The sequence below is a fragment of the Streptococcus oralis subsp. tigurinus genome (assembly GCF_002093575.1).
In the GTDB taxonomy this organism is placed as follows: Bacteria; Bacillota; Bacilli; order Lactobacillales; family Streptococcaceae; genus Streptococcus; species Streptococcus oralis_CH.
In genome coordinates, this window is sequence record NZ_LNVH01000003.1 from 147366 (window position 1) to 172500 (window position 25135).

Here is a 25135-nt window from a genome sequence, read left to right on the forward strand (position 1 = left end):
TCTCTCCCTCCTTTGGTATAATGGGTATATACATACTTCTTTCATTTGTATTATCTAATAAAATCCAAAGAAAGGATAGAAGCAAACTGTCAGCCATGTTCAGTTCTGAACAGTTTGTCTCAAGTGTCTATATGCCAAAAAGAGACCGTCGAGTCAGTAAGACTAAAAAAGCCATCTATCAAGCTTTTTTACAACTTTTGAACGACAAGGGCTATGATGCCACTACTGTTCAGGATATCATTGACCTAGCAGATGTTGGACGTTCTACTTTTTACTGTCACTATGAAAGCAAGGAACTCCTTTTAGATGAGCTCTGTCGCTACCTCTTTCATCATCTCTTTGAAAGGGAAGGACACTTTACTACCGAGGACTACCTCGCACATATCTTTTTACATTTTCAGAAAAACCAGGACCATGTCACCAGTCTCCTTTTTTCCAAAAACGACTACTTCCTCCGCCAACTACACAAGGAACTCGAACACCACGTTTATCCCATGGTGGCGGATGACTTGCAAGAGGCCTATCCAAACATTCCGGCCTCCTACCTCCAGCATTTTGTTGTGACGAACTTTATCGAGACCCTGACTTGGTGGCTAAAACAAGGAAAATCCTATACCGAAAACCAAGTGGTGAGATTTTACCTTGATGTAATAGAGATGACCTCCTCTACAACTCCACTTGATAACTAAGCCTGTAACTCAGAAAGGAACCAACTATGTTAACTTCGATGATTCTAGGAATACTAACAATCGTACTAGCTCTCGCATTCTCATTACTTCACCTTGCTGCTGCTTTTTCAGCCATGAAACAAAAGAACTACAGTCTGGGAAACACGTGCATCTTGGTCGGCAGTTGCATCACTTCTCTGGCTCTAGCCATCTTTTACTTCGTCCCACTGGCAACCATTCTACTATGGATTGTGGGTTCGAGTATCGTCTGCTATGGTGCCTACTGGAACGGGCAACAGCAAGAAAATCAACATATATCGCACCACATTATTCGTATAACGAGTGCTATTGTCATTACGGTATTATTCATTTTGCTCTAACACAAAAAAAGGATCATCTGATCCTTTTTTTACTTTTTTAAGCGCTTTTTGCTGCCTTGCTCCACTGATACCACCCAACTAGACTATTGATCAGGTAAATCAGGTATTTCCCTTGAATTTGCAGGCTTTCTCCCCACCAGAGATAGATAGAAAAGACATTGGTAGCTGCCCAGAATATCCATTGTTCACGGTAAACAGCTGTCATGAGGATTTGCCCAACCCCATTGGTCGCATCGGTGATAGAATCACGATAAGGACGATTGGCTCCGATAGACTGATAAATGAACCCAAATACCAACCACCAAAGAACACTAATAGAAAGATACTTTGTCCAACCCTTGCCGTCTAGTTTACGTGCGACAAACTCTTGTTGTTCTTTCTTAAACTGGGCTTGATAAATCCAAACCAAGAGACCAATTGGCTGCATAATTGTAAAATAGAGAGTTGTTAAAACCTCACCATAGAAGCCTTTTTGAAGGGCAAGCACCAGATAAATGATGGAATTAATCAAACCAAATAGGTAGTTACTAGCACGACCTTCAGCTTCTCAAAGAGCAGAAAAAAGGTTAGTAAGGCTTGAGAGATGAATCATTTTAAAGGCAAACAATTCCAACAAGACGTCATCATTGTCGCTGTTGGTTATTACCTACGTTACAATCTGAGCTATCGTGAAGTTCAAGAATTGCTTTATGACCGTGGAATAAATGTTTGTCACACTACGATTTATCGGTGGGTTCAAGAATACAGTAAAATCCTCTATCATCTCTGGAAAAAGAAAAATAAACAGTCCTTCTATTCGTGGAAAATGGATGAAACCTATATCAAAATTAAGGGGCGTTGGCATTATCTCTCTCGAGCGATTGATGCGGACGGTTTAACATTGGATATCTGGTTACGAAAGAAACGTCGAGCAGACGATAACAGCTATAAGTTTGAAGATACCGCCTATCAAGAAGATAAAGCACGCAAAGCAGAAACCGAAGATAAGCTAGCTATTGAAGCAATGAAAAGCAAGTACACCACGCTATTGCTAGAAAATATGTTGCTAAGTCCGTTTGAAATGCAAGATACAAAAATCATGGCAGGATTGCAAGTCCATGTTTACCCCCTCTATGACGAACTGAAAGAATTAAGAGGGCTAAATAGTGTCAAAGACCACTTGTCTTATGTTGCCAGCAGACGTGAAGAATATTCTAAGCATAATATCGCACGCTACCTCAAAAAAGCCATTGAACAATATCTACCAACGGTTAAAAGGCAGGACTTAAACCATGAGTGAAGACTTAAAAACGATCAAAGAGCTTGCGGATGAGTTGAGTGTTACAAAACAAAATATTCAATATCACTACCAAAGGTTACCAAAAGAATTACAGCTTAAAAGTTCCAATGGGTCTAATCTAATAAATTCTAAAGCAGAAAAAATAATTTTAGGTAAAGTAGAAAGTAGTAGCAAATCAAATACCAAAGACCAACAAATAGAAAAACTAACTAATTTGTTAGACCAGTAACAACGATTAGCCTTGCAAGATAAAAAGTTGCTAGAAGAATACAAGGCGGAAAATGATAACTTAAAAGCCCTCAAAATGCCCTCACAGGAAACAGAATTCAAACACTTAGACAATCAATATAAAGATGAAGTGAACGCTCTTAAAGAGAAGTTGGAAAATTTACAGGAACAAATCAAAGATCAAAAAGGATAGAAGAACAAGAAAAACCAATAAAATGGTGGGGACTATGGCGAAAATAGATGATTCAGTTAAAAAGAAAGTTCCAGAATTGCGATTTAAAGGATTCACGGATGAATGGGAACAGCGTAAGTTGGGAGACGAAGTTCGAATAGTGATGGGACAGTCTCCTAATTCAGAAAATTATACTGATGATCCTAATGGGCGCTAAAAATGCGAAGACCTATGAAGACCTATTTTGTATTAGTCAAACAAAAAATCCAAAAGAAATGGTATATGATTATGACCATGAAACAAAGTAAAATCAAACCGAGTGATCTGAGGAAGCACCCGATGATCATGAAACGTTATTAAACACAAAAGTCGCCCATGTGAGTTCTTGCCAGAAGCTGAAGTTAATCCTTCAACCTGGAAAACCCGCAGAGGTGACTTTTTCTATACATCTCGATTTTTCTGGCAATAATCATTAACCGATAAATATGTCTGTGAATCACCCAGCGACTCCGCTATGTCCATAATCCGCGGTGGTAGTAATCCCACTCGCTGGACAAGTTCGTGATTGCTGAACAATTCCCGTGGACTGCCGGCGAAGCCAAACTTCCCGTGTTCCATAACATACACCGACTCAAACTCGGCGGCGACCCAATCCATGTCATGGGTGATGGTCACAACTTGGTGGCCCGAATCAGCCAACTGATGGAAAATTGCGGTCAACTTGCGCCGGCTTTCCCAATCAAGCGACATCATCGGCTCATCAAATAAATAAATCGCCGGATCCACTGCCAAAACTGTGGCAACGCTCAACAGCTTGCGTTCCGACAATGACAGGTCATATGGACTTTCAGCTGTTTTATCATCCAAGCCAACTCTTTTTAGAGCCGCTAAAGCCCGCCTCGTAATCGTGTCGTGGTCATCCATGACCTGCGCGACATTCCACTCCACCTCTCGTTGAACGGTCGGGTTGAAAAGCTGATCATCAGGATTCTGAAAAGTAATCCCAACCTTCAGTAACTTTTCGACTGGTTTAAGATCATTAAAATTTTCTCCATCGATCTTAATCACACCGGTTTGTGGTGTCAGCAAACCTGTCAACAATTTGAAGAGCGTTGATTTGCCGGCACCATTTTGGCCGACAATCGCCACCATCGGATCGGCGAAGTGTTTGTCTTCAACATCCAAGCTAAAGGACCGTTCCGGATAAGTGAACGTCAGGTGGCTCAGTTCAATTGTGGACATAACGAACCTCCTTCAGATCAGCGTAATTCACCGGATACCGGCCATCAGCCAAGTGCCAATCCATTTTTTGAGCAAGTTGCTGAATTGTCGGGGCTGGAATCTGCCAGTCAGCTGCCAAATGATTAAACACCTCACCCGGCCTGCCCTGGGCTACCATTTGACCCTCGTGCAGCACCCACACAACGTCGGCGACTTCGCACAAATCGTCAATTTCACTGGTGACAATGAAGACAGTCGTCTCTTTGACTTGGGCCAGCCATTGGAAAAATTGCCGGCGGCCAAGGGGATCCATCTCACTGGTCGGATCATCCATAATCAAAACAGCCGGATTAGCCACAATCGCCGTGGCAATTGCCAACCGCTGGATCTGACCACCGGAAAGGCTCTCGGGACGCAAATTCAGCTGTTCAATCAGCCCCATTTGCGTGGCAACTTCTTCAACCCGTTTTTGAATCAGTCCTTCAGTCATTTCCTGATTAATCAAGTCAAAGGCGATTTCATCGGCAACCGTGTCTGCCAACCCGCTTAGTTGGCCAGCTGGATTTTGCAGTACAACTCCATTCATGGCATTATAAACGGGCCAATTGTCAGACACTCGCTGGCCAAACATGTGCCAATCGCCCTCAATCTCAGCAGACACAATTTTGGGAATGACCCCTGCCAGCACACGGCACAAAGTCGATTTGCCGGAGTGGCTATTCCCGATAATCCCAACCACCTGGCCGGTATGAACCTCCGCGTTAATCTGACGCAGTTGTGGTTGCTCAGTACCCGGATAACGGGTGGTCAAATTTTCAATTACAATCCGTTTATCTTCGTCCATATCTTCCACCCAATCAATAAAATTGCCAATCCAGTCAGACCAATGTGCAGCGTCCGCGACAGGCGATACACGCGCTGGGAGGTTCTGACAGTCCGGTTGAGATTATCAAAACCTCTCAGTTGGAGAGAAATCGACCGCGTCATCGATTGATCCAAGGTCTTAATCACCAATGGAATTAGAACCGGCAGGACTGACTTTAATTTCTGAATCAACGTTTTTTGCGGATTGGTTCCGCGAACTTTTTGTGCCTGCTGGATTTTCCGCATATTGCGCATCATTTCCGGCAAAATATAACACACCGACATCAGAACGTAGACGGTTTTATAAGACAATCCGGACAGTTCCAAATAGGCCGCGTTTTCTGAAATACTCGTGGTCACCATAAAAAAGCCACTGGTCAAAATAATCACCAATACTCGACAACCCAGAGTGGTGGCGTAAATCAGGCCTTCTTTGTAGAACGACACCCCAAGCACAGAAAACAGCACAGTTTGATTCCGACTGTAAAATAACCCTTGGATGATCAGCATGGTGCAAATCAGAAACAGGCTGAATCCCAGCGCCTTAAAGGTGGTAGAACTCAATTTGGAAAATAACAATAGCAGTGTTGCGACAAGAATTAATCCGGCCTGAAGCAATAAATTCATACTGGCAAAGCTCAACAACGTCATGTCCAAGATGAACAAGAGCTTAGTAATCGGATCGATCACCTGGTACCACTTGAGCTTGACCCGTGGAGCTCCAGAAATCAATGTTTTATCAGTCATCATTTATCATCGCTAAAGAAGTGCACCATCCGCTTCGGCAGCTGACGATAGATGAAGAATGCCAGGTAGGCCACGCAGACTTTATCCAAAATATCCAAGACAAACTCATCGGTAAATGAGGCCAGCCACACTGGTACATGATTGGCGACCATTACCGCAAACAATGAGTCACCCCAAGCGATACCGGTCTGACCACCCCAAAAGATGACGTTGAGTGGCGTTGAAATGACAGCTGAAACGATGGCAATAATAATAGCAGAAACAAATACTCGTCGCGCTGACGAGAACCACCCATTGGCGTGCAAAACTCCGACAGCAATCCCAATTCCGATGCTGGTAATCGCATACACGGTTGAAATTGGCGATAAGGTCAGCCCATAGATCACGTTGTTGATGAAACCACTAATGGCACCGGCAACCGGCCCAGCCAACATGCTGGTAAGAAAGGTTCCCAAAGACCCCAGCCAAACGGGCAACTTTAACCCCTCCGCCAAGGCTTTGGCAACATAGTTAATCCCCACGGCAGCGGGAATCAAAGTCATGGTGGCAGCACTTAACTTAAATTTCCACATACTGGTACGATGAATCGATTCTGTTTTCATAATCTTCTCCTTTTGTTTTTAAAGAGCCGTGTCTGGATAGACTTTCGGACGCAACGCTCTATTATATATCTACTGAACTGTCTATACACAAGATTTCCATCCTTAGTCGACATGAGCTGGAAATCCTTATTTGTTAAGTAGTTCACAACACATTATACACCTATTCTCTGAATAGTCAAGTGTATTTACAGTAAAATTTTAGAAAATCCTAAAAATTTCCTCTTATTTTCCATTTTGAAAGACATTCAGTAACTCTAATATCAAAAAAGCCCAGACGACATTGTCTGAGCATTCTTTTCTATAGTCGTTTAAGCAAGTTGAGTTTGACATTTTCAAACTATTTCTTCAACAAACCTTGTTCTTGTAGAAATTCTTTGGCTACTTGTTCTGCTGACTTGCCTTCAACACCGACTTGGTAGTTGAGCTGGCTCATCTGGCTTTCCGTGATTTTACCAGCCAATTTATTGAGAACTGTCTCCAACTCAGGATGTTTCTTGAGAAGAGCTTCTTTCATGAGTGGTGCCCCTTGATAAGGTGGGAAGAGTTGCTTGTCATCTTCCAAGACCTGTAAATCATAACGCGCCAATTCTGCATCTGTCGAATAGGCATCCGTGATTTGAATATCGCCTGACTGAATTGCCTGATAGCGAAGGGCTGGCTCCATGGTTGCTACGTTGAGATTGAGACCATACATTGATTGCAAGCCCTTATTGCCATCTTCACGGTCATTAAACTCGAGAGTAAAGCCTGCCTTCAGCTGCCCTTCTACTTTTTTCAAGTCCGAAATGGTCTTCAAGCCATATTCTTGAGCAATCTTTTTCGGAACAGCTACAGCATAGGTATTTTGATAAGACATAGGTTTTAGATAGGCCAGATGATCTTGTTTGGCAATGCCATCACGCGCCACTTGATAAACCTGATCTGGCTCATGACCTACTTTAGGAGATGGTTGAAGCAAACTTTCAGTCACTGTACCAGTAAATTCAGGATAGATATCAATATCCCCTTTTTTCAGAGCTTCATAGAGGAAGCTTGTTTTCCCAAAATTCGGCTTAACAGTCGCAGTCATACTGGTATTTTCTTCAATCAGCAACTTATACATATTGGCCAAAATTTCGGGTTCTGGTCCCAATTTCCCAGCAATCACCAAGTTTTCTTTCTCTTTTTGAGCCAAAAGGGCTGGACTATAAGACAGACCCAGCAATATGGTCACCAAGGCAAAACCAGAGAAAATCGTCCGCAATTTTGCTTTTTCCATCACTTTTAGTAGGAAGTTAAAGGCAATGGCAAGCACTGCAGAAGAAAGGGCCCCAATCAAAATCAAACTGGTATTATTGCGGTCAATTCCCAAAAGGATAAAGGAACCCAATCCCCCTGCACCAATCAAGGCAGCCAAGGTTGCCGTACCGATAATCAAAACCGCTGCCGTCCGAATACCAGACATAATGACCGGCATGGCAAGTGGAATTTCAAACTTCTTGAGACGCTCCCACCTGGTCATCCCAAAAGCAATCCCAGCCTCTTGTAGACTTGGATCAATTCCCTTTAGCCCAGTGATGGTATTTTGCAAAATTGGGAAAATCGCATAAATCACTAGTGCTGTCAAAGCAGGCAAGGTTCCAATTCCCATCAAGGGGATAAAAAGTCCCAATAAGGCCAGAGACGGGATAGTCTGGAAAATTCCTGCAATCTGCAAGACCCAGTCCGCCAACTTCTCATGATAGCGAAGATAAACAGCCAAGGGAATAGCAATAAAAATAGCTAGTAACAAGGTCAAAAGTGACAACTGCAAATGTTGAGATAGAGCTGTTACCCAATCACCAAAACGATCCTGAAAAGTAGAAAACAAATTAGCCATGTTGAACGCCTCCAAATAAATCTGCTACGAAGCTGGTCGCAGGTGCAGATAGGATTTCCTCAGGTGTCGCCACCTGACGAATCTCTCCATCCTGCAAGACAGCAATACGATCACCTAATTTCAAAGCTTCATCCGTATCATGGGTCACAAAAATCGTTGTCATACCAAACTCTTTATGCAATTCTTTCGTCAGAACCTGCAACTGTTTTCTCGAAATAGTATCCAAGGCTGAAAAGGGCTCATCCATGAGGAGAATCTTAGGCTGACCAATCATAGCACGGACAATACCAACCCGTTGCTGTTCTCCACCAGATAGTTCACTTGGAAGTCGATGCCCATACTCAGCTACTGGTAAACCAACTTTAGCCAAAAGCTCTTCTGTTTTCGTCGCTATTTCTTCCTTACTCCACCCCTTCATCTCAGGAATGAGAGCGATATTTTCTGCAACCGTTAGATTGGGAAACAGTGCAATGGCCTGTAAAACATAACCAGTAGAGAGACGAAGATCACGCTCATCATAGTCTTTGATGCGCTTGCCATCCATATAAATATTTCCATCAGTCGGTTCCAAAAGACGGTTAATCATCTTGATCATGGTCGTCTTACCAGATCCAGAAGGACCCACTAAAACCATGAATTCCCCATTCTCAATCCGTAAATTGACATCTCTCAAAACATCTTTTTCTGTGTAGCGTAGCGCTACATTTTTATATTCAATCATTCTTTGTCCTCAATTTAAAATTTTCCTCGGTTGGTCAAGTCTTCTACCTTAGGCATAACTTCCTTATTATCCCAATGCTCCACAATCAAGCCATTCTCCAAACGGAAGATGTCATACTGAGCATAAGGCACCCCATCTATCTGAGTCTGTCCATAGCTGACCACATAATTTCCTTGTCCCAAAAGCTGGAAAACAAAGTCAAAAGTGACACCATGTTCAGCCACATAGTTTTTATAAGCAGCACTTCCTTGGCCAATCTCATGATTATGCTGAATCAAATCTTCTGCCACATAATCACTCCACTGCTCCAGCTCCCCATTTTGGAAAATTTCTGTCAAGAAACGGCGAACCAACTTTTTATTTTCTGCTGTTTTGTCCAAATCCGTGATTTCAAAATCTCCAAAGATCTGATCTAACTGTTCATTTTCTGGAGTTCGATAGTAGTCAATAACATCCCAATGTTCTACGATACGGCCATTCTCATCCGCACGGAAAGTATCTGTCGTCACCCATTGAGCTTCCCCGCCATTGAGATATTGGTGAACATGGACAAAGACCAGATTGCCATCCTCAATAGTACGGACAATCTTCATCTCACGCTCGGGATGGCGCTCAAAGAAATTTGCAAAGAAAGCTGCAAACCCTTCTTTCCCATCTGGCACACCTGTCGAGTGTTGAATGTAGGTATCTCCTACAGACTGGGCCTGAGCCTCAGCAACTCGTCCATCTTGAATAGCATGAATGTATAGGTTGTGAGCATTTTTCACTTGTTTTGACATGATTTATGCCTCTTTTTCTTTTAAATTTTCTAAGATGCGTTCCTGATAGCTTTCAAACTGACGAATTTCTTCCTCAGTGAAGCCTTTATAAAAAATTGCATCTAATTTTTGACTGACACGATTGCCCACTTCTTTCTGCGACCAACCTTGCTCTGTCAACTTGACATATTTCTTTCTCTTATCTATTCCACATGGGCTAATGATGACCAGGTTTTGCTCCTCAAGTTTCTTAATCATGGTTGTAAGCGTATTGTTAGCAAGTCCAGTCGCAAGCGCAATATCTGTCGCCGTAGCGCAACCTGTCTCACTATTCCATAACACCGTAAGAATCTTGCCCTGTTCACTCCGATAAAGAGACCCAGGATCCTGACTCAATAACTTTTGAAAGATCCGCCCATTCAACAAACGAATATGATGGGCAACTAAATGACTATCCCTCATGATTCCTCCAATTTATTTCTATATCGAATTTTCTCTATTGTAACACCTGCCGTTCCATCTGTCAACTATTTCGACTTAGAAATAATTTCCACCAACAAAAAAGACCTCCTACCTGAAGTAGAAGATCTCTAATCTTGATCAACTTAATCTGTCATTTCGGACACCAGTGTTCGATGTTCCAGTGGTAGACTGCACATAATTAGCAAGAAGATGAATCCTGACTGAATCCAAAAGAGAGCCAAGTCAAAAATTCCATGTACAGCAACTACTGTAAGGAAGGAGAGATAAAGACCGATAATTGGTCGTTTACCGGACTCCTGACTCATATCCATCATCATGTGAACCGGAATCACCGAAGAAATGGATAGGAGAATGGTTCCAATCAAACCATAACTTAAAATAGTATCGATGTAAAGACTATGCGCGTGTTCGTGGTAAGGTGCATGAATTCTCGGATAGGAATTCATATAGGTCAGCGGACCCTCACCCCAGATCGGATTTTGCTTAAACAAAGTCATACCCGCATTCCAGATTGAAACACGCTCTTCCATTGAAGAATCTAGGGTTCCCATACGGACACCCAAATCGCTTGAGAAGAGGAAACAAAGGCCAATCCCGAAAACACCAATACTGAGCCAGAAGGCGCGCCAGTTTTTAATGGTTGTAAAAAGATAAATGATGGCACCAGCGATGATGGCAGGAAAGGCTGTTCTATTTTGCGTAAAATTCAAACCAAATAGATTCACAAAACCTGCTAGCACACAAAAGATTTTCAACCATCTTAACTTCGTCGTTGTAAAGAGATAAAAAGCTATCATAATACAGAAGCAACAGATAATCCCATAGTAGTTAGGATTAAAGAAGGTCACCTCTGCACGGTTCTGGTGCCATACTTGCATATTGGGCGAAAGAAAGGCGTAGTTAAATTTCTTTACAATCTGGAAATGCTCCAAGGTAGCAAAAGCCGCAGAGAGCACACTACCAAACAAGATTGTCTGCAGTATCAGTCGAAAGAAAGCATGTGTCAGACGTTTCTGGTAATAACTAAAGAAAATGAGGAAGAGAAACATCAGTAAAGATGCAACCAATCCAAGCCAGTTCTTGGCAACGCTAGAGATGATACTACTATAGGCAATAAAAAAGAGAAGTACAGGATGTTTTGCTAATCCTTTGATAATTCCCTTCATCTCCCCAGTAACAAGTAAACCTATCAAATATAAAGCAAAGAGCGCTAAGAACAAATAAAAAGGTAAAAAGATACTTATGATCATCAAATACAAAAAGAAATCTTTTTTCGAAAGCCCTCTTATCTTATCCAGTAATCCAATTGATTTCAAAACGGATCCTTTCTGTTCTGGATTTCTCCAGAAGATAAATGCTAAACTATCTTTATATTCTACCATTTTTTCCGTCATTTGGGAACAATGAACACGTTTTCGCCACAAAAAAACTGTTTCATTGATATAGCACTAGAACTGAATTTTTCTGCCGTTTTCTAATACTTGATAGGTCTGACTTTGCAAATCAATTTCTGCTACTGCTGTTACGGACTTGTCTTTATTTTGACGTTTGATTACAATGCTGTGAGCTGTTAGTGTTTCAACGTCAATAGTCCCTTCTAGGTCAAAGGCCTCTGATTGATTACGGAAAGAAAATAGATTGAGAAGAGACTTCACCACAGGACGTTGAACTTCTTCTGCTATTTCCTCATTGCTATAGTAATGACGATTAATATTTCGACCTTCTTTGGTTTCTTCTAATAATTTCAAGTCATTTTTTCCTGCTAATAGACCCACATAGTAAACCTGAGGAATGCCTGGAGCAAAAGCTTGAATCAGACGAGCGAGAAAGTACTTGACATCATCATCTCCAAGCGCAGAATAATAGGTTGAATTGATTTGGTAGATATCTAGATTGTTATACTCTGCACTAGAGTACTTACGTTTGACATTCGCTCCAACCTTATAGAGCTCATTTGAAGCATAGTCAATTTCCTCATCGGTCAGGATATCCTTGACATCCACCACTCCAATTCCATCATGGGTATCTAGTGTCGTAAATTGCTTCATCGGGCTCATCTTTAACCACTTAGCCAAGCGCTCTGTTCTGGAACTGTAAAGAGTATAAAGAGTCACCATTGGAAGGGCAAAATCGTAAACATAGTAATCATGGTCCGCTATTTTAAACTGAATCGAATAGTGTTCATGAATCTCAGGTAAGAGCTCTGTCCCATACTCAGCAGCGATATCTCGAACTTTGTCCAATAAATTCCAAATATCTGGTTCCACAAAGAAATCATTGGTATCCAATTTCTTCACTGCATAAGCAAAGGCATCTAGACGAATCAAGTCACACCCGTTACTTGCTAGATGTTGAATCGTCTTACGGATGAATCTCATCGTTACTTCTTTGGTCACATCAAGATCAATCTGCTCCTCACCAAAGGTATTCCACAAATGTTCTACTGAACCATCTGCAAAAAGAATCTCTTGCTTTGGTGCACGATCCTTACGCTTATAAATTAAATCTACATCAGCTTGTGTCGGACTATTTTCCGGCCAAAACTTGTCCCAGTTTAAAAAGAGATCTTTAAATTCACTAGCTTCATGTTTTTCTTGATAGTCCTTATAATATTTCGATTGACGAGAAATATGGTTAATCATAAAGTCAAACATAAGATAATATTTCTCACCTAAACGCTTAACATCCTCCCAATCACCAAACGCTGGATCCACTTCATCATAGTCAACTGGTGCAAATCCACGATCACCTGTTGACGGGAAAAATGGTAGAAGATGAACTCCCCCAATAGCATCGCCAAAATGTTCTTCCAAATTCTCATATAAGTCTTTAAGGTTATTTCCAAGACTATCTGAGTAAGTAATCAACATAGTTTTATTTTGAATGGTCATAGATGGTCTCCTTTTTCTGATGAAAGATATTTTTAGATTTTTGTTCGCTTCGAACTCCTACTACTATAGACTGCAAGCAACTAAGTAACTTCCTTGTTTTCTACATAGAGTTGTAAACAAGCTGAACTGTTCCTCTATGTATGGAATTATAAATTCCCTAAGCACTTTCTTACTTCACTGCCCCGTTACTCATTCCAGCAATAATGTTGCGCTGGAAGATGAGATAAACGATAGTAATGGTGATAATCCCAACAACATAAGAAGCAAAGCTCGGTCCATAATCATTAAAGTATTGACTTGTGTAGTTATATTGGAAGAGTGGCAAAGTCCACATCTTGGAGTCTTTATTGAGTACCAAGAGAGGAAGCATGAAGTCATTCCAGAACCATAGAGCATTGATAATCATGGTTGTCGCATGCATGGGTTTCATCATAGGAAAGATAATCTTAAAATAGGTAGTAAACTTTCCAGCACCGTCAATTTCTGCTGCTTCATCCAGACTGTCTGGAATGGAAATCTTAATGTAGCCTACATAGAGAAAGAGAGTCTGTGGAACAGCGTAAGCCAGATAAAGGATAATTAATCCCCAAGTGTTGGCTAGTCCTAGCTTACTCATCATAACTGTAATAGGAATCATGATCACCTGAAATGGAACAAATATCCCTAAGATCAAGAGCGAATACATAATTGCAAAGGCTTTTTTCTTGGACATATTTCGAGCAATGGAGTAAGCTGCAGCTGGTATAAAGAAAGCTACTACAATCAATGATAACACCGTAATAACAGCTGAATTCCAGAAATAGCCTCCAATTCCATCCGAAATCAATCGTTCATAATTACTCAACGTAAAAGGATTGGGCAAACTAAAGAAATGATTCATGATATCCTTAGTTGTTTTGAAAGAACTAAACACTGTTACCAACAAAGGAACAAGTATAAGAATACCACCGACTATCAAGAGGACATATTTCCAAAACTGATTCAATTTTTCTTCTTTTTTCATGTGTAGGACTCCTCTATTAGATTTCAAATTTCTTTGATAGCTTGATTTGGATAAGAGAAACAATTCCAATAATTAAGAATAAAATCAAGGCAATTGCATTCGCATATCCATATTGATTACTCTTGAAAGCATAGTTGTATACTAAAAGTCCAAGAGACGTTGTAGCATTATTTGGACCACCACTCGTCAACGCAAAAATTTGGTCAAAGGCTGTCAAACCAGACTTAAGAGCCAAGATAAAAACCATTGAGATCGTTAGCAATAAATAGGGCAATTCAATCTTCCAAAAAGTTTGTTTACTGGTTGCACCATCAATTGATGCTGCCTCTAAAATATCAGTTGGAATACTCTGAAGACCAGCAAGAAAGAGAATAATTGGCATTGCTACTCCTTGCCATAGAAGAACAAAAATAGTTGCCACTACCACTCCTACAGGTGTTCCTAATAGACTCTCTTGTAAAAAACCAATCCCTAAAATTCTTCCAATCGTTGGAAGACCATAGTTGAAAAATTGTTTAAAAATCAAGGAAACTGTCAAACCAGATAAAACAGCTGGGAAAAAGAACCAAGCTCTAAAGAAGGTCTGTCCTTTCATCTTAGAATTTAAGGCTCGTGCCACAACCATCCCAATCGTAATCTCTCCAATAATCAATGCCATAGTTAAAATCAAAGTAAAAGCTATGGCTGTGAAGAATTTCTCATCAATCATCAGCAATTTGTAGTTATTCAAACCAACAAATTTATAATTATAGGTCAATCCAGTCCAGTTAGTCAAACTATAGAAAGCACCTTGTACCATTGGAAAGTAAAAGAAGATAGCTTGTAATGCAAGCGGGATGAGCAAAAAAGTCCAACCCCAGTATTTATTTAAAAATTTTCGAATAGCCATATCATCTTAACTCCTATTCTAGTCCAAATCTGCCTTCATTGGATTAAAGAAAGCATTGAGATTGTTTGCCATATTTTTCAGATTTTTATCCATCAAGTAACCTGCACTTAGATTAAAAAAGTCTTCTTCAGAATTCCAGTGTTGGCCCAACCAAACATAATGCTTATCCGTAAATGCCAGTTTAGAAATCTCTGCAAGTGCTGAATCTTCTTTTTCTTGTATACCTTTTACAGCAACTGGCGATCCATCTACATCATAATATGACTGCATAGCTTTTGGACTAGTCATATAGCTGATAAATTCTTCGGTTTCTTTCGGATGTTTGGTAGTAGCTGAAGTTGATAATGCCATATCCCCTGCACCAACAGTGACTTCTTTTCCTACTTCTTCTCCAGGAAATGCAAACATCCCCACCTCAAATTTTGGATCCTGTTGATTAATTGCCGCTAGCGCCCATGATCCTTGTGGCATCATCAAGGCTTTTTCACTCGAAAATGCTACCACCGAATCATTATAAGAGGCACCACGCCAACCATCTTGAGCATTATCTGCTAATAAATCGAGTCGTTCTGCATCTGCTTTTAAAATAGCATCATCTGCTGAAATAGCGTTTGGTTTTGAAAAGCGAAGGTAGTTATTAGCCGCGTCTCCACTACCCGTAAGGGTAATGAGAGAAAGTTGGTGGTAACCATTTAATGTCCAGCCTTCATTGCCTGCAACCGCAAATGGAGAATTCCCACTATCTTTTATCTTTTTGACAATCTCTTGAAATTCTTTAAAAGTCTTCGGTTCCTCAAGTCCTAATTCTTTAAACTTCGTTTTATTGTAATAGATTCCATAAAGGTTGGCTGTTAATGGCACACTATAAATCTTGTTATTGATTGCATACTTTTCGGCATAGTCATTCTTGATGTTCTCAAGATAGGGTTTTCCTGTCATATCTGCAAAATAGCCTGCCTTCGCCCACTCCTGAAAATCCATATTTTGAGGATAGATATTAATAATATCTGGAACGTCTCCTGATAAAATCCGAGTCTTTAGAACAATTCCAGCTGAAGGTACTGTAGTCAGCTTCACATCAATATTAGGGTGTTCCTTTTCAAAATCATCCACTATCCTTTGCAAGGTATCTGCCATCTCGGTCTTCTGGTTAAAAAACTCAATCGTTACCTTGCCATCAGCTGACTTCTCTTGACTACTACAAGCTGACAGTCCCAAAAGGATTAACCTTTTAGGGACAGAGAAAATAACAAAAACTTGGAAAGGAGGTAATTCTCATGTCAAATACGAAAAGAACAGGACAAACAGCCCTTTATGAGCGTTTAAGTCGAGATGATGAAATGCAAGGAGAAAGCAATTCCATAACCAATCAAAAGCAGCTACTTGAAAGCTATGCGAAAAGAAACGGCTTTGTCAATATCTATCACTATACCGATGATGGAGTAAGTGGAACAACCTTTGATAGAGAGGGATTTCAAAAAATGATAAAAGCAGTAGAAGAAAACAAAGTATCTACTGTGATAGTAAAAGATATGAGTAGGTTTGGCAGAGATTACCTCAAAGTAGGTTTTTACACCGAAATACTCTTCAAAGAAAAGGGAGTAAGATTTATTGCTATCAATAACGGAATAGATAGTGAGAAACAAGCAGAAAGCGACTTCACCCCATTTCTAAATATTATGAACGAATGGTACGCAAGAGATACCTCGAGAAAAATACAATCTATATTCAGAGCAAGAATGGAAGAAGGCAAAAGAGTATCTCCAAGCGTTCCATATGGCTATTATAGAAACCCAAATAACAAACAGCAGTTACTTGTCGATAAAGAGAGTGCAAAGGTCGTAAAACGCATTTACAGGCTTGTAATAGAGGGATATGGAGTAACACAGATAGCAGATATACTAACCAAAGATAAAGTTCTTATCCCATCAGCCTATGCAGAGATACATTACCCCGAAAACAACCACAGTTCCAAGAAAAGAGGAATAGAAGACCCGTATTTTTGGACACCGACCACAGTAGGCTATATCTTAGAAAAAAGAGAATATATGGGACATACCGTACTTGGTAAAACAATATGTCTTGATTACAAAACCAAGAAACGCAGAAAGGCAAAAGAAGATGAACTCATTATTTTCAAAAACACCCATGAAGCCATCATTTACGAGGAAACATGGAACAATGCTCAACGCTTAAGAAAGACAGTAAGAAGAAGTCCAAAGTATGGAACAACCTCACACCCCTTTACAGGACTTTTAATCTGTTCCGATTGTGGAGGAAAGCTAAGTTACAGAGAGCCGGCAGAACACAAAGAAAAGAAGTATGATTGTGATTATTGTTTTGTATGTCAACATTATAGACACAGAAAAGGCACTTGCAGTATGCACTACATCAAAGTAAAAACGGTTAATGAAATTCTCTTAAAATCAATCAAAGAAATAACCGATTTCGCAAAAGAAGATAAACAAGAATTTCTAAAATTGATGAATAAATTATCCGATGAAAAAAGGGAAGAAAAGTATCAAAGGGACAAAGAAAAGTTAGAAAAACTTTCATCAAGGAATGAAGAACTAACAACCTTAATTACAAAGCTATATGAAGACTACGCACTTGGAAAAATTCCCGCAAAACACTTTGACAGATTATTTAATATATATGATACGGAGCAACAAGAATTAGAAAAGCAAATACAGTATTTTGAACAAGAAATAGAAAGCTACCATCAGAGAAAAGTTGACACCGACAAATTCCTAAAAATGATAGAGAAATATACAGATATTGATGAACTGACAGTACCAATGATAAATGAGTATATAGAAAAAGTAAAACTCAAAAATGGAAATTACAAGACAAGAAAAATCAATACAGTGGATTGGAATGAGCAAGATAAAGCAGAGCATTGGCGAAAGGCATGGGGAGACATTACAAACAAATATTTGGAAGAAAATAGTATACAGAAAAAAGTAGATCACCGTTCCTATCAAAGACAGGGCATAGAACAAATACCGACCATTCATTTAGGCGTATCTGCCACCCAAATGGAGAAAAAAGGAATGGCCACCGACAGAGGAAATATCAACCGAGAAATCAAACATCAAAACATGATTTTAAGAGAAATATCAAGACGAATAAAAGCATTACTAAATTGGATAAGGGGAATAGGCAAAGAAGAAAAAACAGAAAACGAAAATACAAAATCCACCCTCCCACCGAAAGAAAATTTGCTATCCGTTCTTGAAAATCTTATCCGTAAAAATGCAGATAACCATAATACAGACTTAGAAAAATATATTGAGAGTTATCAGCTACTTAAAGAGAAAAACATCACTTCATTATCGGAGTTAAAAGGAAATATACTTGCTTTAAGAGATAAGAACTACAAGACTACAAGAGCCTTAAAAGATGTTGAAAAGAAAGTGGATGATAACACCAAACTTATCGAACAAGCAGAGAAGTATTTGAAGCATAAAGACACCTACAAAGCCTATACTAAGCTAAAGAAAAACAAACAATATACTTTCTACAATGAACATACCACAGAACTTATTTTGTTTGAAAGTGCCAAGAAATATTTGAAAGAACATTTAGGAGAAAGCAAGACCTTAAATATATCCAAATGGAAATCGGAAGTTGCCAATATGAAGAAAGAGAAAAATAGCCTATACAATCAAATATTAGAGATACGAGAGGAAGTAGAACAGGCTGAAAAAGTTAAGACTTGTATTGAACAGTTCCAGGAACATTCAAAGCAACTAACACAGGTAAAATGGAACGAGTTAGACCTATAAAATCAAGCGAAAAAATGGTATAATATTAAACAAGTATTTGATTTTGGAGGTGCTTAAATTCATGGATGAAAGAGAGAAAATCATTCGTTTATGGTTTGATATGTGGCTTACACAACAAGACTTAGGAATAGACGATATTTTTTTGGATGATGTGATTTATATTGAGAGTTGGTGTCCTAAGTATGAAAATCGGCAAACAGTAAAGCACTGGTTTAATGAGTGGAATACAAGAGGAAAAGTTCTTGCGTGGGATATAAAGCAATTTTTTCATAAGGATAATCAAACTATTGTAGAATGGCACTTTAAAAATAAAATGAATGAGGGGAAAGTTGAAGAATTTGACGGTATCTCTTTGATTGTTTGGACAGCCGATAATAAGATAAAAGCGTTGAAAGAGTTTGGTTGTAATTGTAACAACTACAATCCTTACAAAGAGAGTGAAACACCATTATTTAGAGATGAAAAAGTAAATTGGTTTTGAGGAGATAAAATATTGATGGAAAGTAGACCTGAGTTTGACAAAATTACATCGTTTGATGAATTTACTAAATACTATTGGTATCGTGAAGAACTTTCACAGATATGCAAGTCATTAGGATTAGAATATAGAGGTACAAAACAGGAACTCAATTATATTGTTGAGCAATACTTTAAGGGCAATTTGATTAAAAAATCATCAATAAAAAATGAAAAGAAGCAAGTGGAAAATATTACTTTAGATACACCATTACTTGAATGTGGTTTTTCTTTTAATGCAAAGTTCAGAGAATATTTCGCTGTTTTAACAGGTATCTCACCATTTAAATTTACTGCTGATATGGCAACAGTTTGGAGAAAAGTAAAAAGAGAAAATGATTTGAGTTTTACAATTCAAGATATGCTAAAAGTTTATTATGGGAAATCAGATTATGCAAAGTATGATAATTCGGTTTGTCAATGGAATCAATTTTTAAAGGATTTCTGTGCAGACGAAAATAGTTGCAACTACTCAAACAAATTAAAAGTAGCTTCTATTCTTTGGAAAGAAGTCAGAAATTCAAGAAATGAAAAAATTTATTCAAAGAATCTTTTGACTGAATATGCCGATAAAATAAAAGAGTATTGCAAGTAGGATATTTTTAACTTGCTAAACTAACAATTCAATAAAAGCTAACACGAAAGCAGTAAATCAAAAAGGTTTGCTGTTTTTTCTTTGCTTAAAAACGGAAAGGAGGACACATGGAAGAAGAAAAAAGAGTAATAAAAGAATCACAACATAAACAGTTAGTAATGGATATTGGAAAAACAAAATATACTGTAAATCTACATTTCAAGCAAGGTACAGGGGAAACATACAAGGATAAAATACTAAAGTTAATTAAGAGAGAAACAGAGAAGATATAAATTTATCAAAAAAATTTTGTTTATGTCCTTGACAAATCTTCCCAAAAGGCAGAGTCCTGTAGTAGCAATTAAGCTCATCTTTTTATACCATCTCATGATTTTATCTCCTTATCTTCTAATGAAATGTAACTGCCTGCTGAGATAATCTCCCTGCGGAAGCCCCATAGTAATACCCGCATACATGAGTTCTGCACCTGAGTAAACTACACCATTTTCCTGTAATTCATACCGTCCCTCTTCATCCAAATCTTTTAACTTTAAAGTTGTTTCCATTGTTTCCACAACTGATAAGACTCGGACGTAGGTTACAATCGTTTGATTTCCATAGTTGAATTGTACAGCTGCTTCATTGGATTCAGCATCGGGATTGATTAACCTATACTGTTTTCCCAACTGGACTACTGGTCGCAATTCTTTATACAAGTTCACCTGATTAGCAATCTCAGCTTTCTCATCATCTGATAAACTTGTCAAATCAAGCTCATAGCCCAGATTTCCCATCATTGCTACATGACCACGAGTTTCCAATGGTGTCATTCGTCCCATCTGATGATTCGGTACTGCTGACACATGAGCCCCCATAGAAATGGTTGGATAGAGATAGGATGAACCGTATTGAATTGGTAAACGTGCAATAGCATCAGTATTATCACTAGCCCAGACTTGTGGGAAATAACGCATCATACCAAGATCATTTCGTCCACCACCACCAGAGCAGGACTCAAAGAGAATATGACTGTGTTTCTCTGTCAGATAAGAAACGAGTTCGTAAAGCCCCAACATATACTGATGAGATTGCATCTGGGTTTCCAGATAAACTGAACCATTCCCCAGATTAGTGATATTGCGGTTCATATCCCATTTGATGTAGTCAATTTTATGATAAGAGAGGAGTTCATCTAAAACATTTTTCAAATATTCTACTACCTGGGGATTGGCAAGATTAAGTACTAATTGATTTCGAGAGTAAGTATGCTCATAACCTGGAACCTGAATGGCCCAGTCAGGATGTTTACGATACAAGTCGCTATCAACAGAAATCATCTCCGATTCTAACCAAAGCCCAAACTGCAAACCTCTTTCATGGATCGCTGAAATCAGACTTTCTAGACTTCCACCCAATTTTTCCTCATTCACAACCCAATCACCTAAAGCACGATTATCATCAAAGCGATTACCAAACCACCCATCATCTAATACAAAAAGTTCAATACCAACTTTCTTAGCATCATCTGCCAACTCTAACAGTTTTTCTCTCTGAAAGTCAAAGTAGGTAGCTTCCCAGTTATTGATTAGAATTGGACGCTCTTTTTTAGAAAATTTACTTGGCATAATGTACTTAAGTACAAAATTCTGACTTTCATGACTAATACCAGTTAATCCCTTATCTGAATAGGTCACTAAAGCTACCGGTGTTTCAAAGTTTTCCTCAGGATCTAACTTCCAAGAAAAGTTTTCTGGATTAATCCCAATCGCTACCCGAACTTCATTCAATTGATTCTTTTGAACAAAAGCTTCAAAGTTTCCACTATACAGTAGTTGCAGAGCAAACACATTCCCAGCATCCTCTGAAACTCCTTGATCACATATTAGAAGGGCTGGTGTTTGAGCATGCCCAGAAGCTCCACGGTTCGAACTAATCGAAAAGATTCCTTGTTCTACCTGTTGACGTCGAACAGTCTTTTCACGAGCATAAGCTCCCTGTAAAGTCACTATTTCGTAAGCTGCAGCAGGAAAATCAGCCATGAAAGAAAATTCCTTATGGATGACAACTTCCTGATTGCTATTATTCTCCAATTTGCTGTAACTAGCAATTGTCGCATTATTATCAAAAGATGTATAATACAAAGTCAGACTAAGTTTAGCTTGAGGATCTTTTAAAATCAAGACAAGCGTCTCTGTATCATCCATGCTGTGAGGAGAAGGTAAGCCCTGTGGACCATTCTGACCTTTTAAAATCTTTGCTTCTACAAATCGAAAGTCTGTTACTTCAGTTGCATCATGTTGAACCTGTAAAGTTGGTTTTCTAAAGTCACCCAAACCATGTTGCCCAAAAATTTGACGTTGCGTATCCAAACTAAAGGTTCGATTAGTAGCTGTTGGATTCCCTGAAAAAGCATGATCGCGTTCATAAACACTATTAGCACCTCTATAGTTCTTAATAGTCTTTCCTAAATGTTTTAATAATAAGAACCCATCCCTATTTTCAATAATCAAACTTAAACCTTTACTCTCAACGTAAAATAGATTATTCTCTATCCGAATTCCCATAAATTGTACCTCATCCATTTCTTGATAAAATTTTAGCAAATAAAAGCGCTTTCTAAAATAGAAAAATGTCTCTAAAGTATGGTAAAATGTTAGGTAGGAGGTGGCCCATGCTCGTTTTTTCAGAATACCAGACTGGAACAATTGATCTTTCTCTTAGCTTTTACGGCTATGAAGAATGCACACCTAACTACTCTTTTGGCCCAGCTATTCGAGATACCTATGTACTCCATTACATTACTAAAGGAAAAGGTCAATTCCATTATAAGGGGAAAATTGTTGATTTAAAGGCAGGAGATTTCTTTTTACTAAAACCAGATGAATTAACATTCTATCAAGCAGATAGCCAGGATCCTTGGGCTTACTACTGGTTGGGGATCACTGGAGGGAGGGCACCTGACTACTTTGCTCTATCTCAAATTTCTGACCAATCCTACCTCATCCAGTCAAATAACTGTCATACACAGACAACTGCAAAACTCATCTCAGATATTGTCCGCTTCGCTCAAATAACAAAATCAAATGAATTGGCTCAACTCCATATCATGGGGCAACTTCATGAACTAATGTTTCATCTAGGAACTATTGCTCCCAATCAGAAAAAAAAGAATATTTCATCAACCCACCAACTCTATCTTGACTGCAAACGATTGATAGATAGTCACTACCCTCAATCACTCACCATTCAAGATTTAGCAAAGGAGCTATCGGTTCATAGAAGTTACTTAACTAGTGTGTTTAAAGAATTTCACCAACTCTCTCCAAAAGAGTATTTACTTTTCGTTCGAATGAAGCGTGCGCAACAGTTACTAGAACACACAAATGAAACGATCAAAGTCATTGCATATTCTGTAGGTTTTTCAGACCCACTACATTTCTCAAAAGCCTACAAACAGTTTTTTCATAAAACACCTAGTCAAACTCGAAAAGAATACCCTCATTCCCTCTCAGCTAGAAAGGAAAATCAATGAAATCACACCAACTAGTCTACCAAATATTAGCTAGAGAAAACGATTATGTTAGCGGAGAAAAAATCGGAGAAGAACTGAATTTAAGTCGTACGTCCATATGGAAAGCAATCCAACGTCTTCAACAAGAAGGCCTAGAAATTGACAGTATCAAAAATAGAGGCTACAAGCTTATTCAAGGCGATCTGATATTACCTGATTTGATTCAGGAGAAAACCAACTTAACCATTCGCTACAAACCTGAGACCAAATCAACACAAACAGATGCAAAAGAAGGGATTGAAGCTGGAAACAAAGGAAATACACTCTATCTTTCAACCTGTCAAACAGCAGGTCGTGGCCGCTTTCAGCGTCCCTACTATTCTCCATCTCAGGGTGGGATCTATATGTCCCTGCATATTCAACCCAATCTTCCCTATGAAAAACTCCCATCCTATACTCTCCTCGTAGCTGCTGCAGTCTACAAAGCCATTAAAAATCTAACTATGATAGAAGTAGATATCAAATGGGTAAATGACATCTACTTTAAAAATAAAAAGATAGCAGGTATCCTCACCGAAGCAATGACATCAGTTGAGACAGGCTTGGTTACAGACGTCATTATCGGACTTGGTATAAATTTTTCTATAGCAGACTTCCCAGATGATCTAAAAGAAAGAGCAGGCAGCCTATTTATGCCACCTGCACCAATTAGTCGTAATGATCTCATCAGCGAAATATGGAATTGTTTCTACAATACGGATTCAGATGAGCTACTCTATATCTATAAAGAAAGATCAATCGTTCTTGGAAAAAAAGTTACCTTCCAGCTAGATGGAAAAGTAAAAAAAGGTCTTGCAAAAGAAATTTCAGAATCTGGCCGACTACAAGTCGAACTTGAAGATAAACATACTATCTGGCTAAATAGCGGAGAAATATCACTAACAAATTGGTAATAAACAAATCCCCCTTTTAACGATTTAGAAGGGGGATTTACATACAAAAAAAGAGCCTAGCAGCTCTTATCGTACGGAGAATGGGGGATTCGAACCCCCGCGCCGGTTACCCGACCTAACGATTTAGCAAACCGTCCTCTTCAGCCTCTTGAGTAATTCTCCTATTAATGGGCACGAGTGGACTCGAACCACCGACCTCACGCTTATCAGGCGTGCGCTCTAACCACCTGAGCTACGCGCCCAAGTTTAAAAACTTGGTATGAACTTTCGTTCAAAGCGGGTGACGAGAATCGAACTCGCGACAACAGCTTGGAAGGCTGTAGTTTTACCACTAAACTACACCCGCTTAATAAAATAAGATATGGCGCGAGACGGAATCGAACCGCCGACACATGGAGCTTCAATCCATTGCTCTACCAACTGAGCTACCGAGCCAAATTGCGGGAGCAGGATTTGAACCTACGACCTTCGGGTTATGAGCCCGACGAGCTACCGAGCTGCTCCATCCCGCGTTAATATAAAAGGAGGATGTGGGATTCGAACCCACGCACGCTTTTACACGCCTGACGGTTTTCAAGACCGTTCCCTTCAGCCGGACTTGGGTAATCCTCCATTATTTACAATGGACCTTGTAGGACTTGAACCTACGACCACTCGGTTATGAGCCGAGAGCTCTAACCAGCTGAGCTAAAGGTCCAACAAGATCATTATAGCGGCGAAGGGGATCGAACCCCCGACCTCCCGGGTATGAACCGGACGCTCTAGCCAGCTGAGCTACACCGCCATGAATCGGGAAGACAGGATTCGAACCTGCGACACCTTGGTCCCAAACCAAGTACTCTACCAAGCTGAGCTACTTCCCGCGTTAAATAAAAAAATGCACCCTAGAGGAGTCGAACCTCTAACCGCCTGATTCGTAGTCAGGTACTCTATCCAGTTGAGCTAAGGGTGCTCATCATTATATGCCGAGGACCGGAATCGAACCGGTACGATCGTTACCAATCGCAGGATTTTAAGTCCTGTGCGTCT

23 protein-coding genes, 11 tRNA genes and 6 pseudogenes (1 of these 40 running past the window's edge) are annotated in these 25135 nt (G+C 39.5%); 14 read left to right on the forward strand and 26 right to left on the reverse strand.

All coding sequences use genetic code 11. The features are described from left to right. Positions 1-131: 131 nt before the first annotated feature. On the forward strand, positions 132-689 hold the full coding sequence (locus tag ATE37_RS04735) for a TetR/AcrR family transcriptional regulator (protein ID WP_084868145.1): 558 nt from the start codon (positions 132-134) through the stop codon (positions 687-689). A gap of 26 nt (positions 690-715) precedes the next feature. Next, positions 716-1048, forward strand: a complete 333-nt coding sequence (locus ATE37_RS04740) for a glucuronide permease (RefSeq protein WP_084868105.1) — start codon at positions 716-718, stop codon at positions 1046-1048. A 37-nt stretch (positions 1049-1085) separates the two neighbouring features. Here the strand turns inward: ATE37_RS04740 and pnuC are convergent. After that, positions 1086-1592: pseudogene (gene pnuC, locus ATE37_RS04745) on the reverse strand (nicotinamide riboside transporter PnuC); the annotation flags it as partial. A gap of 39 nt (positions 1593-1631) precedes the next feature. On the opposite strand from pnuC, the pseudogene ATE37_RS11030 reads away from it, so the two are divergent. From ATE37_RS11030 to ATE37_RS10625, 5 genes and pseudogenes are all read left to right on the forward strand, one after another. After that, a pseudogene (locus ATE37_RS11030) lies at positions 1632-1982 on the forward strand (IS6 family transposase); the annotation flags it as partial. 24 nt (positions 1983-2006) lie between these two features. Next, positions 2007-2327: pseudogene (locus ATE37_RS11035) on the forward strand (DNA replication protein); the annotation flags it as partial. Next, positions 2320-2556, forward strand: coding sequence for a hypothetical protein (locus tag ATE37_RS04755; protein ID WP_001287839.1), 237 nt, complete (start codon positions 2320-2322; stop codon positions 2554-2556). The pseudogene ATE37_RS11035 and the gene ATE37_RS04755, both read left to right, overlap by 8 nt. Positions 2557-2568: 12 nt before the next feature. Further along, positions 2569-2795: pseudogene (locus ATE37_RS04760) on the forward strand (DNA-binding protein). Beyond that, a complete protein-coding gene (locus ATE37_RS10625) occupies positions 2783-2944 on the forward strand; it encodes a hypothetical protein (protein WP_001062367.1) in 162 nt (53 codons plus the stop codon). Before ATE37_RS04760 ends, ATE37_RS10625 begins: the two are co-directional and overlap by 13 nt. Before the next feature lie 224 nt (positions 2945-3168). Here the strand turns inward: ATE37_RS10625 and ATE37_RS04765 are convergent, their stop codons facing one another. From ATE37_RS04765 to ATE37_RS04825, 13 genes are all read right to left on the reverse strand, one after another. Then, positions 3169-3969, reverse strand: a complete 801-nt coding sequence (locus ATE37_RS04765) for an energy-coupling factor ABC transporter ATP-binding protein (protein ID WP_000103848.1) — start codon at positions 3967-3969, stop codon at positions 3169-3171. Beyond that, entirely contained in the window at positions 3956-4792 is an 837-nt protein-coding gene (locus ATE37_RS04770; RefSeq protein WP_084868108.1) for an ABC transporter ATP-binding protein, read from the reverse strand. Before ATE37_RS04770 ends, ATE37_RS04765 begins: the two co-directional genes overlap by 14 nt. Next, complete coding sequence (locus tag ATE37_RS04775; RefSeq protein ID WP_000130448.1) at positions 4768-5559, reverse strand: energy-coupling factor transporter transmembrane component T; 792 nt, start codon at positions 5557-5559, stop codon at positions 4768-4770. The genes ATE37_RS04770 and ATE37_RS04775 overlap by 25 nt, the downstream gene beginning before the upstream one ends. Continuing rightward, on the reverse strand, positions 5559-6161 hold the full coding sequence (locus ATE37_RS04780) for an ECF transporter S component (RefSeq protein ID WP_084868110.1): 603 nt from the start codon (positions 6159-6161) through the stop codon (positions 5559-5561). The genes ATE37_RS04775 and ATE37_RS04780 overlap by 1 nt, the downstream gene beginning before the upstream one ends. 337 nt (positions 6162-6498) lie before the next feature. Continuing rightward, the gene (locus ATE37_RS04785; protein ID WP_084868112.1) at positions 6499-8019 is read right to left on the reverse strand and encodes an ABC transporter permease/substrate-binding protein; all 1521 of its coding nucleotides are present in this window, start codon (positions 8017-8019) and stop codon (positions 6499-6501) included. Beyond that, positions 8012-8740: an ATP-binding cassette domain-containing protein gene (locus tag ATE37_RS04790; RefSeq protein WP_084868113.1), complete on the reverse strand. Its 729-nt coding sequence runs from the start codon at positions 8738-8740 to the stop codon at positions 8012-8014. The genes ATE37_RS04785 and ATE37_RS04790 overlap by 8 nt, the downstream gene beginning before the upstream one ends. A gap of 14 nt (positions 8741-8754) precedes the next feature. Beyond that, positions 8755-9519: a nuclear transport factor 2 family protein gene (locus tag ATE37_RS04795; RefSeq protein WP_084868115.1), complete on the reverse strand. Its 765-nt coding sequence runs from the start codon at positions 9517-9519 to the stop codon at positions 8755-8757. A gap of 3 nt (positions 9520-9522) precedes the next feature. Next, positions 9523-9960 carry a MarR family winged helix-turn-helix transcriptional regulator gene (locus ATE37_RS04800; RefSeq protein ID WP_084868117.1) on the reverse strand — a complete coding sequence of 146 codons (438 nt, stop codon included), beginning with the start codon at positions 9958-9960 and terminating at the stop codon, positions 9523-9525. A 143-nt stretch (positions 9961-10103) separates the two neighbouring features. Beyond that, entirely contained in the window at positions 10104-11297 is a 1194-nt protein-coding gene (locus tag ATE37_RS04805; RefSeq protein ID WP_084868147.1) for an O-antigen ligase family protein, read from the reverse strand. 132 nt (positions 11298-11429) lie between these two features. After that, positions 11430-12872: a sucrose phosphorylase gene (gene gtfA / locus ATE37_RS04810; RefSeq protein ID WP_084868119.1), complete on the reverse strand. Its 1443-nt coding sequence runs from the start codon at positions 12870-12872 to the stop codon at positions 11430-11432. Positions 12873-13041: 169 nt separating this feature from the next. Beyond that, the gene (locus ATE37_RS04815; RefSeq protein WP_084868120.1) at positions 13042-13875 is read right to left on the reverse strand and encodes a carbohydrate ABC transporter permease; all 834 of its coding nucleotides are present in this window, start codon (positions 13873-13875) and stop codon (positions 13042-13044) included. 16 nt (positions 13876-13891) lie between these two features. After that, on the reverse strand, positions 13892-14764 hold the full coding sequence (locus ATE37_RS04820) for a carbohydrate ABC transporter permease (protein WP_084868122.1): 873 nt from the start codon (positions 14762-14764) through the stop codon (positions 13892-13894). 18 nt (positions 14765-14782) lie between these two features. Continuing rightward, on the reverse strand, positions 14783-16012 hold the full coding sequence (locus ATE37_RS04825) for an extracellular solute-binding protein (RefSeq protein ID WP_084868124.1): 1230 nt from the start codon (positions 16010-16012) through the stop codon (positions 14783-14785). 29 nt (positions 16013-16041) lie between these two features. On the opposite strand from ATE37_RS04825, the pseudogene ATE37_RS10860 reads away from it, so the two are divergent. From ATE37_RS10860 to ATE37_RS04845, 5 genes and pseudogenes are all read left to right on the forward strand, one after another. After that, a pseudogene (locus tag ATE37_RS10860) lies at positions 16042-17538 on the forward strand (recombinase family protein); the annotation flags it as partial. Between the two features lie 33 nt (positions 17539-17571). After that, positions 17572-18552 (forward strand): annotated as a pseudogene (locus ATE37_RS10865) (MobA/MobL family protein); the annotation flags it as partial. A gap of 61 nt (positions 18553-18613) precedes the next feature. Then, a complete protein-coding gene (locus ATE37_RS04835; protein WP_006627246.1) occupies positions 18614-19033 on the forward strand; it encodes a nuclear transport factor 2 family protein in 420 nt (139 codons plus the stop codon). A gap of 12 nt (positions 19034-19045) precedes the next feature. After that, positions 19046-19663 (forward strand): SAP domain-containing protein, encoded by a 618-nt coding sequence (locus ATE37_RS04840; protein ID WP_206600681.1) that lies wholly within the window; start codon positions 19046-19048, stop codon positions 19661-19663. 107 nt (positions 19664-19770) lie between these two features. Continuing rightward, positions 19771-19935 carry a transposon-encoded TnpW family protein gene (locus tag ATE37_RS04845; protein WP_000390745.1) on the forward strand — a complete coding sequence of 55 codons (165 nt, stop codon included), beginning with the start codon at positions 19771-19773 and terminating at the stop codon, positions 19933-19935. Between the two features lie 108 nt (positions 19936-20043). Here ATE37_RS04845 and ATE37_RS04850 read toward each other — a convergent pair whose 3' ends face one another. Continuing rightward, positions 20044-22206 carry an alpha-galactosidase gene (locus tag ATE37_RS04850; RefSeq protein WP_084868149.1) on the reverse strand — a complete coding sequence of 721 codons (2163 nt, stop codon included), beginning with the start codon at positions 22204-22206 and terminating at the stop codon, positions 20044-20046. A 107-nt stretch (positions 22207-22313) separates the two neighbouring features. Here ATE37_RS04850 and ATE37_RS04855 point away from each other — a divergent pair, with 107 nt between their 5' ends. Beyond that, positions 22314-23174, forward strand: a complete 861-nt coding sequence (locus ATE37_RS04855; RefSeq protein ID WP_084868130.1) for an AraC family transcriptional regulator — start codon at positions 22314-22316, stop codon at positions 23172-23174. After that, complete coding sequence (gene birA, locus ATE37_RS04860; RefSeq protein WP_084868132.1) at positions 23171-24106, forward strand: bifunctional biotin--[acetyl-CoA-carboxylase] ligase/biotin operon repressor BirA; 936 nt, start codon at positions 23171-23173, stop codon at positions 24104-24106. The genes ATE37_RS04855 and birA overlap by 4 nt, the downstream gene beginning before the upstream one ends. Positions 24107-24180: 74 nt before the next feature. On the opposite strand, the gene ATE37_RS04865 is transcribed toward birA, so the two are convergent. The 11 genes from ATE37_RS04865 to ATE37_RS04915 all read right to left on the reverse strand — a co-directional run. After that, a tRNA-Ser gene (locus ATE37_RS04865) sits at positions 24181-24268 on the reverse strand. 6 nt (positions 24269-24274) lie between these two features. Beyond that, positions 24275-24348 (reverse strand) — tRNA-Ile (locus tag ATE37_RS04870). A 33-nt stretch (positions 24349-24381) separates the two neighbouring features. Then, positions 24382-24452 (reverse strand) — tRNA-Gly (locus ATE37_RS04875). Positions 24453-24468: 16 nt separating this feature from the next. Next, positions 24469-24541, reverse strand: a tRNA-Phe gene (locus ATE37_RS04880). Positions 24542-24544: 3 nt separating this feature from the next. Continuing rightward, positions 24545-24618: transfer RNA gene (locus ATE37_RS04885), tRNA-Met, on the reverse strand. A gap of 10 nt (positions 24619-24628) precedes the next feature. Beyond that, a tRNA-Ser gene (locus tag ATE37_RS04890) sits at positions 24629-24718 on the reverse strand. Between the two features lie 11 nt (positions 24719-24729). Then, positions 24730-24803, reverse strand: a tRNA-Ile gene (locus tag ATE37_RS04895). 13 nt (positions 24804-24816) lie between these two features. Continuing rightward, positions 24817-24890, reverse strand: a tRNA-Met gene (locus ATE37_RS04900). Between the two features lie 5 nt (positions 24891-24895). Then, positions 24896-24969, reverse strand: a tRNA-Pro gene (locus tag ATE37_RS04905). Positions 24970-24984: 15 nt separating this feature from the next. Next, positions 24985-25058, reverse strand: a tRNA-Arg gene (locus ATE37_RS04910). An 11-nt stretch (positions 25059-25069) separates the two neighbouring features. After that, positions 25070-25135 (reverse strand) — tRNA-Leu (locus ATE37_RS04915) (it continues 20 nt past the right edge of the window).

Coding starts and splice junctions, on each gene's coding strand:
- ATE37_RS04740 (WP_084868105.1), top strand. CDS start 716: ATGTTAACTTCGATGATTCTAGGAATACTAACAATCGTACTAGCTCTC.
- ATE37_RS04855 (WP_084868130.1), top strand. CDS start 22,314: ATGCTCGTTTTTTCAGAATACCAGACTGGAACAATTGATCTTTCTCTT.
- ATE37_RS04815 (WP_084868120.1), bottom strand. CDS start 13,875: ATGAAAAAAGAAGAAAAATTGAATCAGTTTTGGAAATATGTCCTCTTG.
- ATE37_RS04785 (WP_084868112.1), bottom strand. CDS start 8,019: ATGGCTAATTTGTTTTCTACTTTTCAGGATCGTTTTGGTGATTGGGTA.
- ATE37_RS04850 (WP_084868149.1), bottom strand. CDS start 22,206: ATGGGAATTCGGATAGAGAATAATCTATTTTACGTTGAGAGTAAAGGT.
- ATE37_RS04845 (WP_000390745.1), top strand. CDS start 19,771: ATGGAAGAAGAAAAAAGAGTAATAAAAGAATCACAACATAAACAGTTA.
- ATE37_RS04765 (WP_000103848.1), bottom strand. CDS start 3,969: ATGTCCACAATTGAACTGAGCCACCTGACGTTCACTTATCCGGAACGG.
- ATE37_RS04795 (WP_084868115.1), bottom strand. CDS start 9,519: ATGTCAAAACAAGTGAAAAATGCTCACAACCTATACATTCATGCTATT.
- ATE37_RS04835 (WP_006627246.1), top strand. CDS start 18,614: ATGGATGAAAGAGAGAAAATCATTCGTTTATGGTTTGATATGTGGCTT.
- ATE37_RS04755 (WP_001287839.1), top strand. CDS start 2,320: ATGAGTGAAGACTTAAAAACGATCAAAGAGCTTGCGGATGAGTTGAGT.
- ATE37_RS04790 (WP_084868113.1), bottom strand. CDS start 8,740: ATGATTGAATATAAAAATGTAGCGCTACGCTACACAGAAAAAGATGTT.
- ATE37_RS04780 (WP_084868110.1), bottom strand. CDS start 6,161: ATGAAAACAGAATCGATTCATCGTACCAGTATGTGGAAATTTAAGTTA.
- ATE37_RS04820 (WP_084868122.1), bottom strand. CDS start 14,764: ATGGCTATTCGAAAATTTTTAAATAAATACTGGGGTTGGACTTTTTTG.
- ATE37_RS04800 (WP_084868117.1), bottom strand. CDS start 9,960: ATGAGGGATAGTCATTTAGTTGCCCATCATATTCGTTTGTTGAATGGG.
- ATE37_RS04770 (WP_084868108.1), bottom strand. CDS start 4,792: ATGGACGAAGATAAACGGATTGTAATTGAAAATTTGACCACCCGTTAT.
- gtfA (WP_084868119.1), bottom strand. CDS start 12,872: ATGACCATTCAAAATAAAACTATGTTGATTACTTACTCAGATAGTCTT.
- birA (WP_084868132.1), top strand. CDS start 23,171: ATGAAATCACACCAACTAGTCTACCAAATATTAGCTAGAGAAAACGAT.
- ATE37_RS10625 (WP_001062367.1), top strand. CDS start 2,783: ATGGCGAAAATAGATGATTCAGTTAAAAAGAAAGTTCCAGAATTGCGA.
- ATE37_RS04735 (WP_084868145.1), top strand. CDS start 132: ATGCCAAAAAGAGACCGTCGAGTCAGTAAGACTAAAAAAGCCATCTAT.
- ATE37_RS04775 (WP_000130448.1), bottom strand. CDS start 5,559: ATGACTGATAAAACATTGATTTCTGGAGCTCCACGGGTCAAGCTCAAG.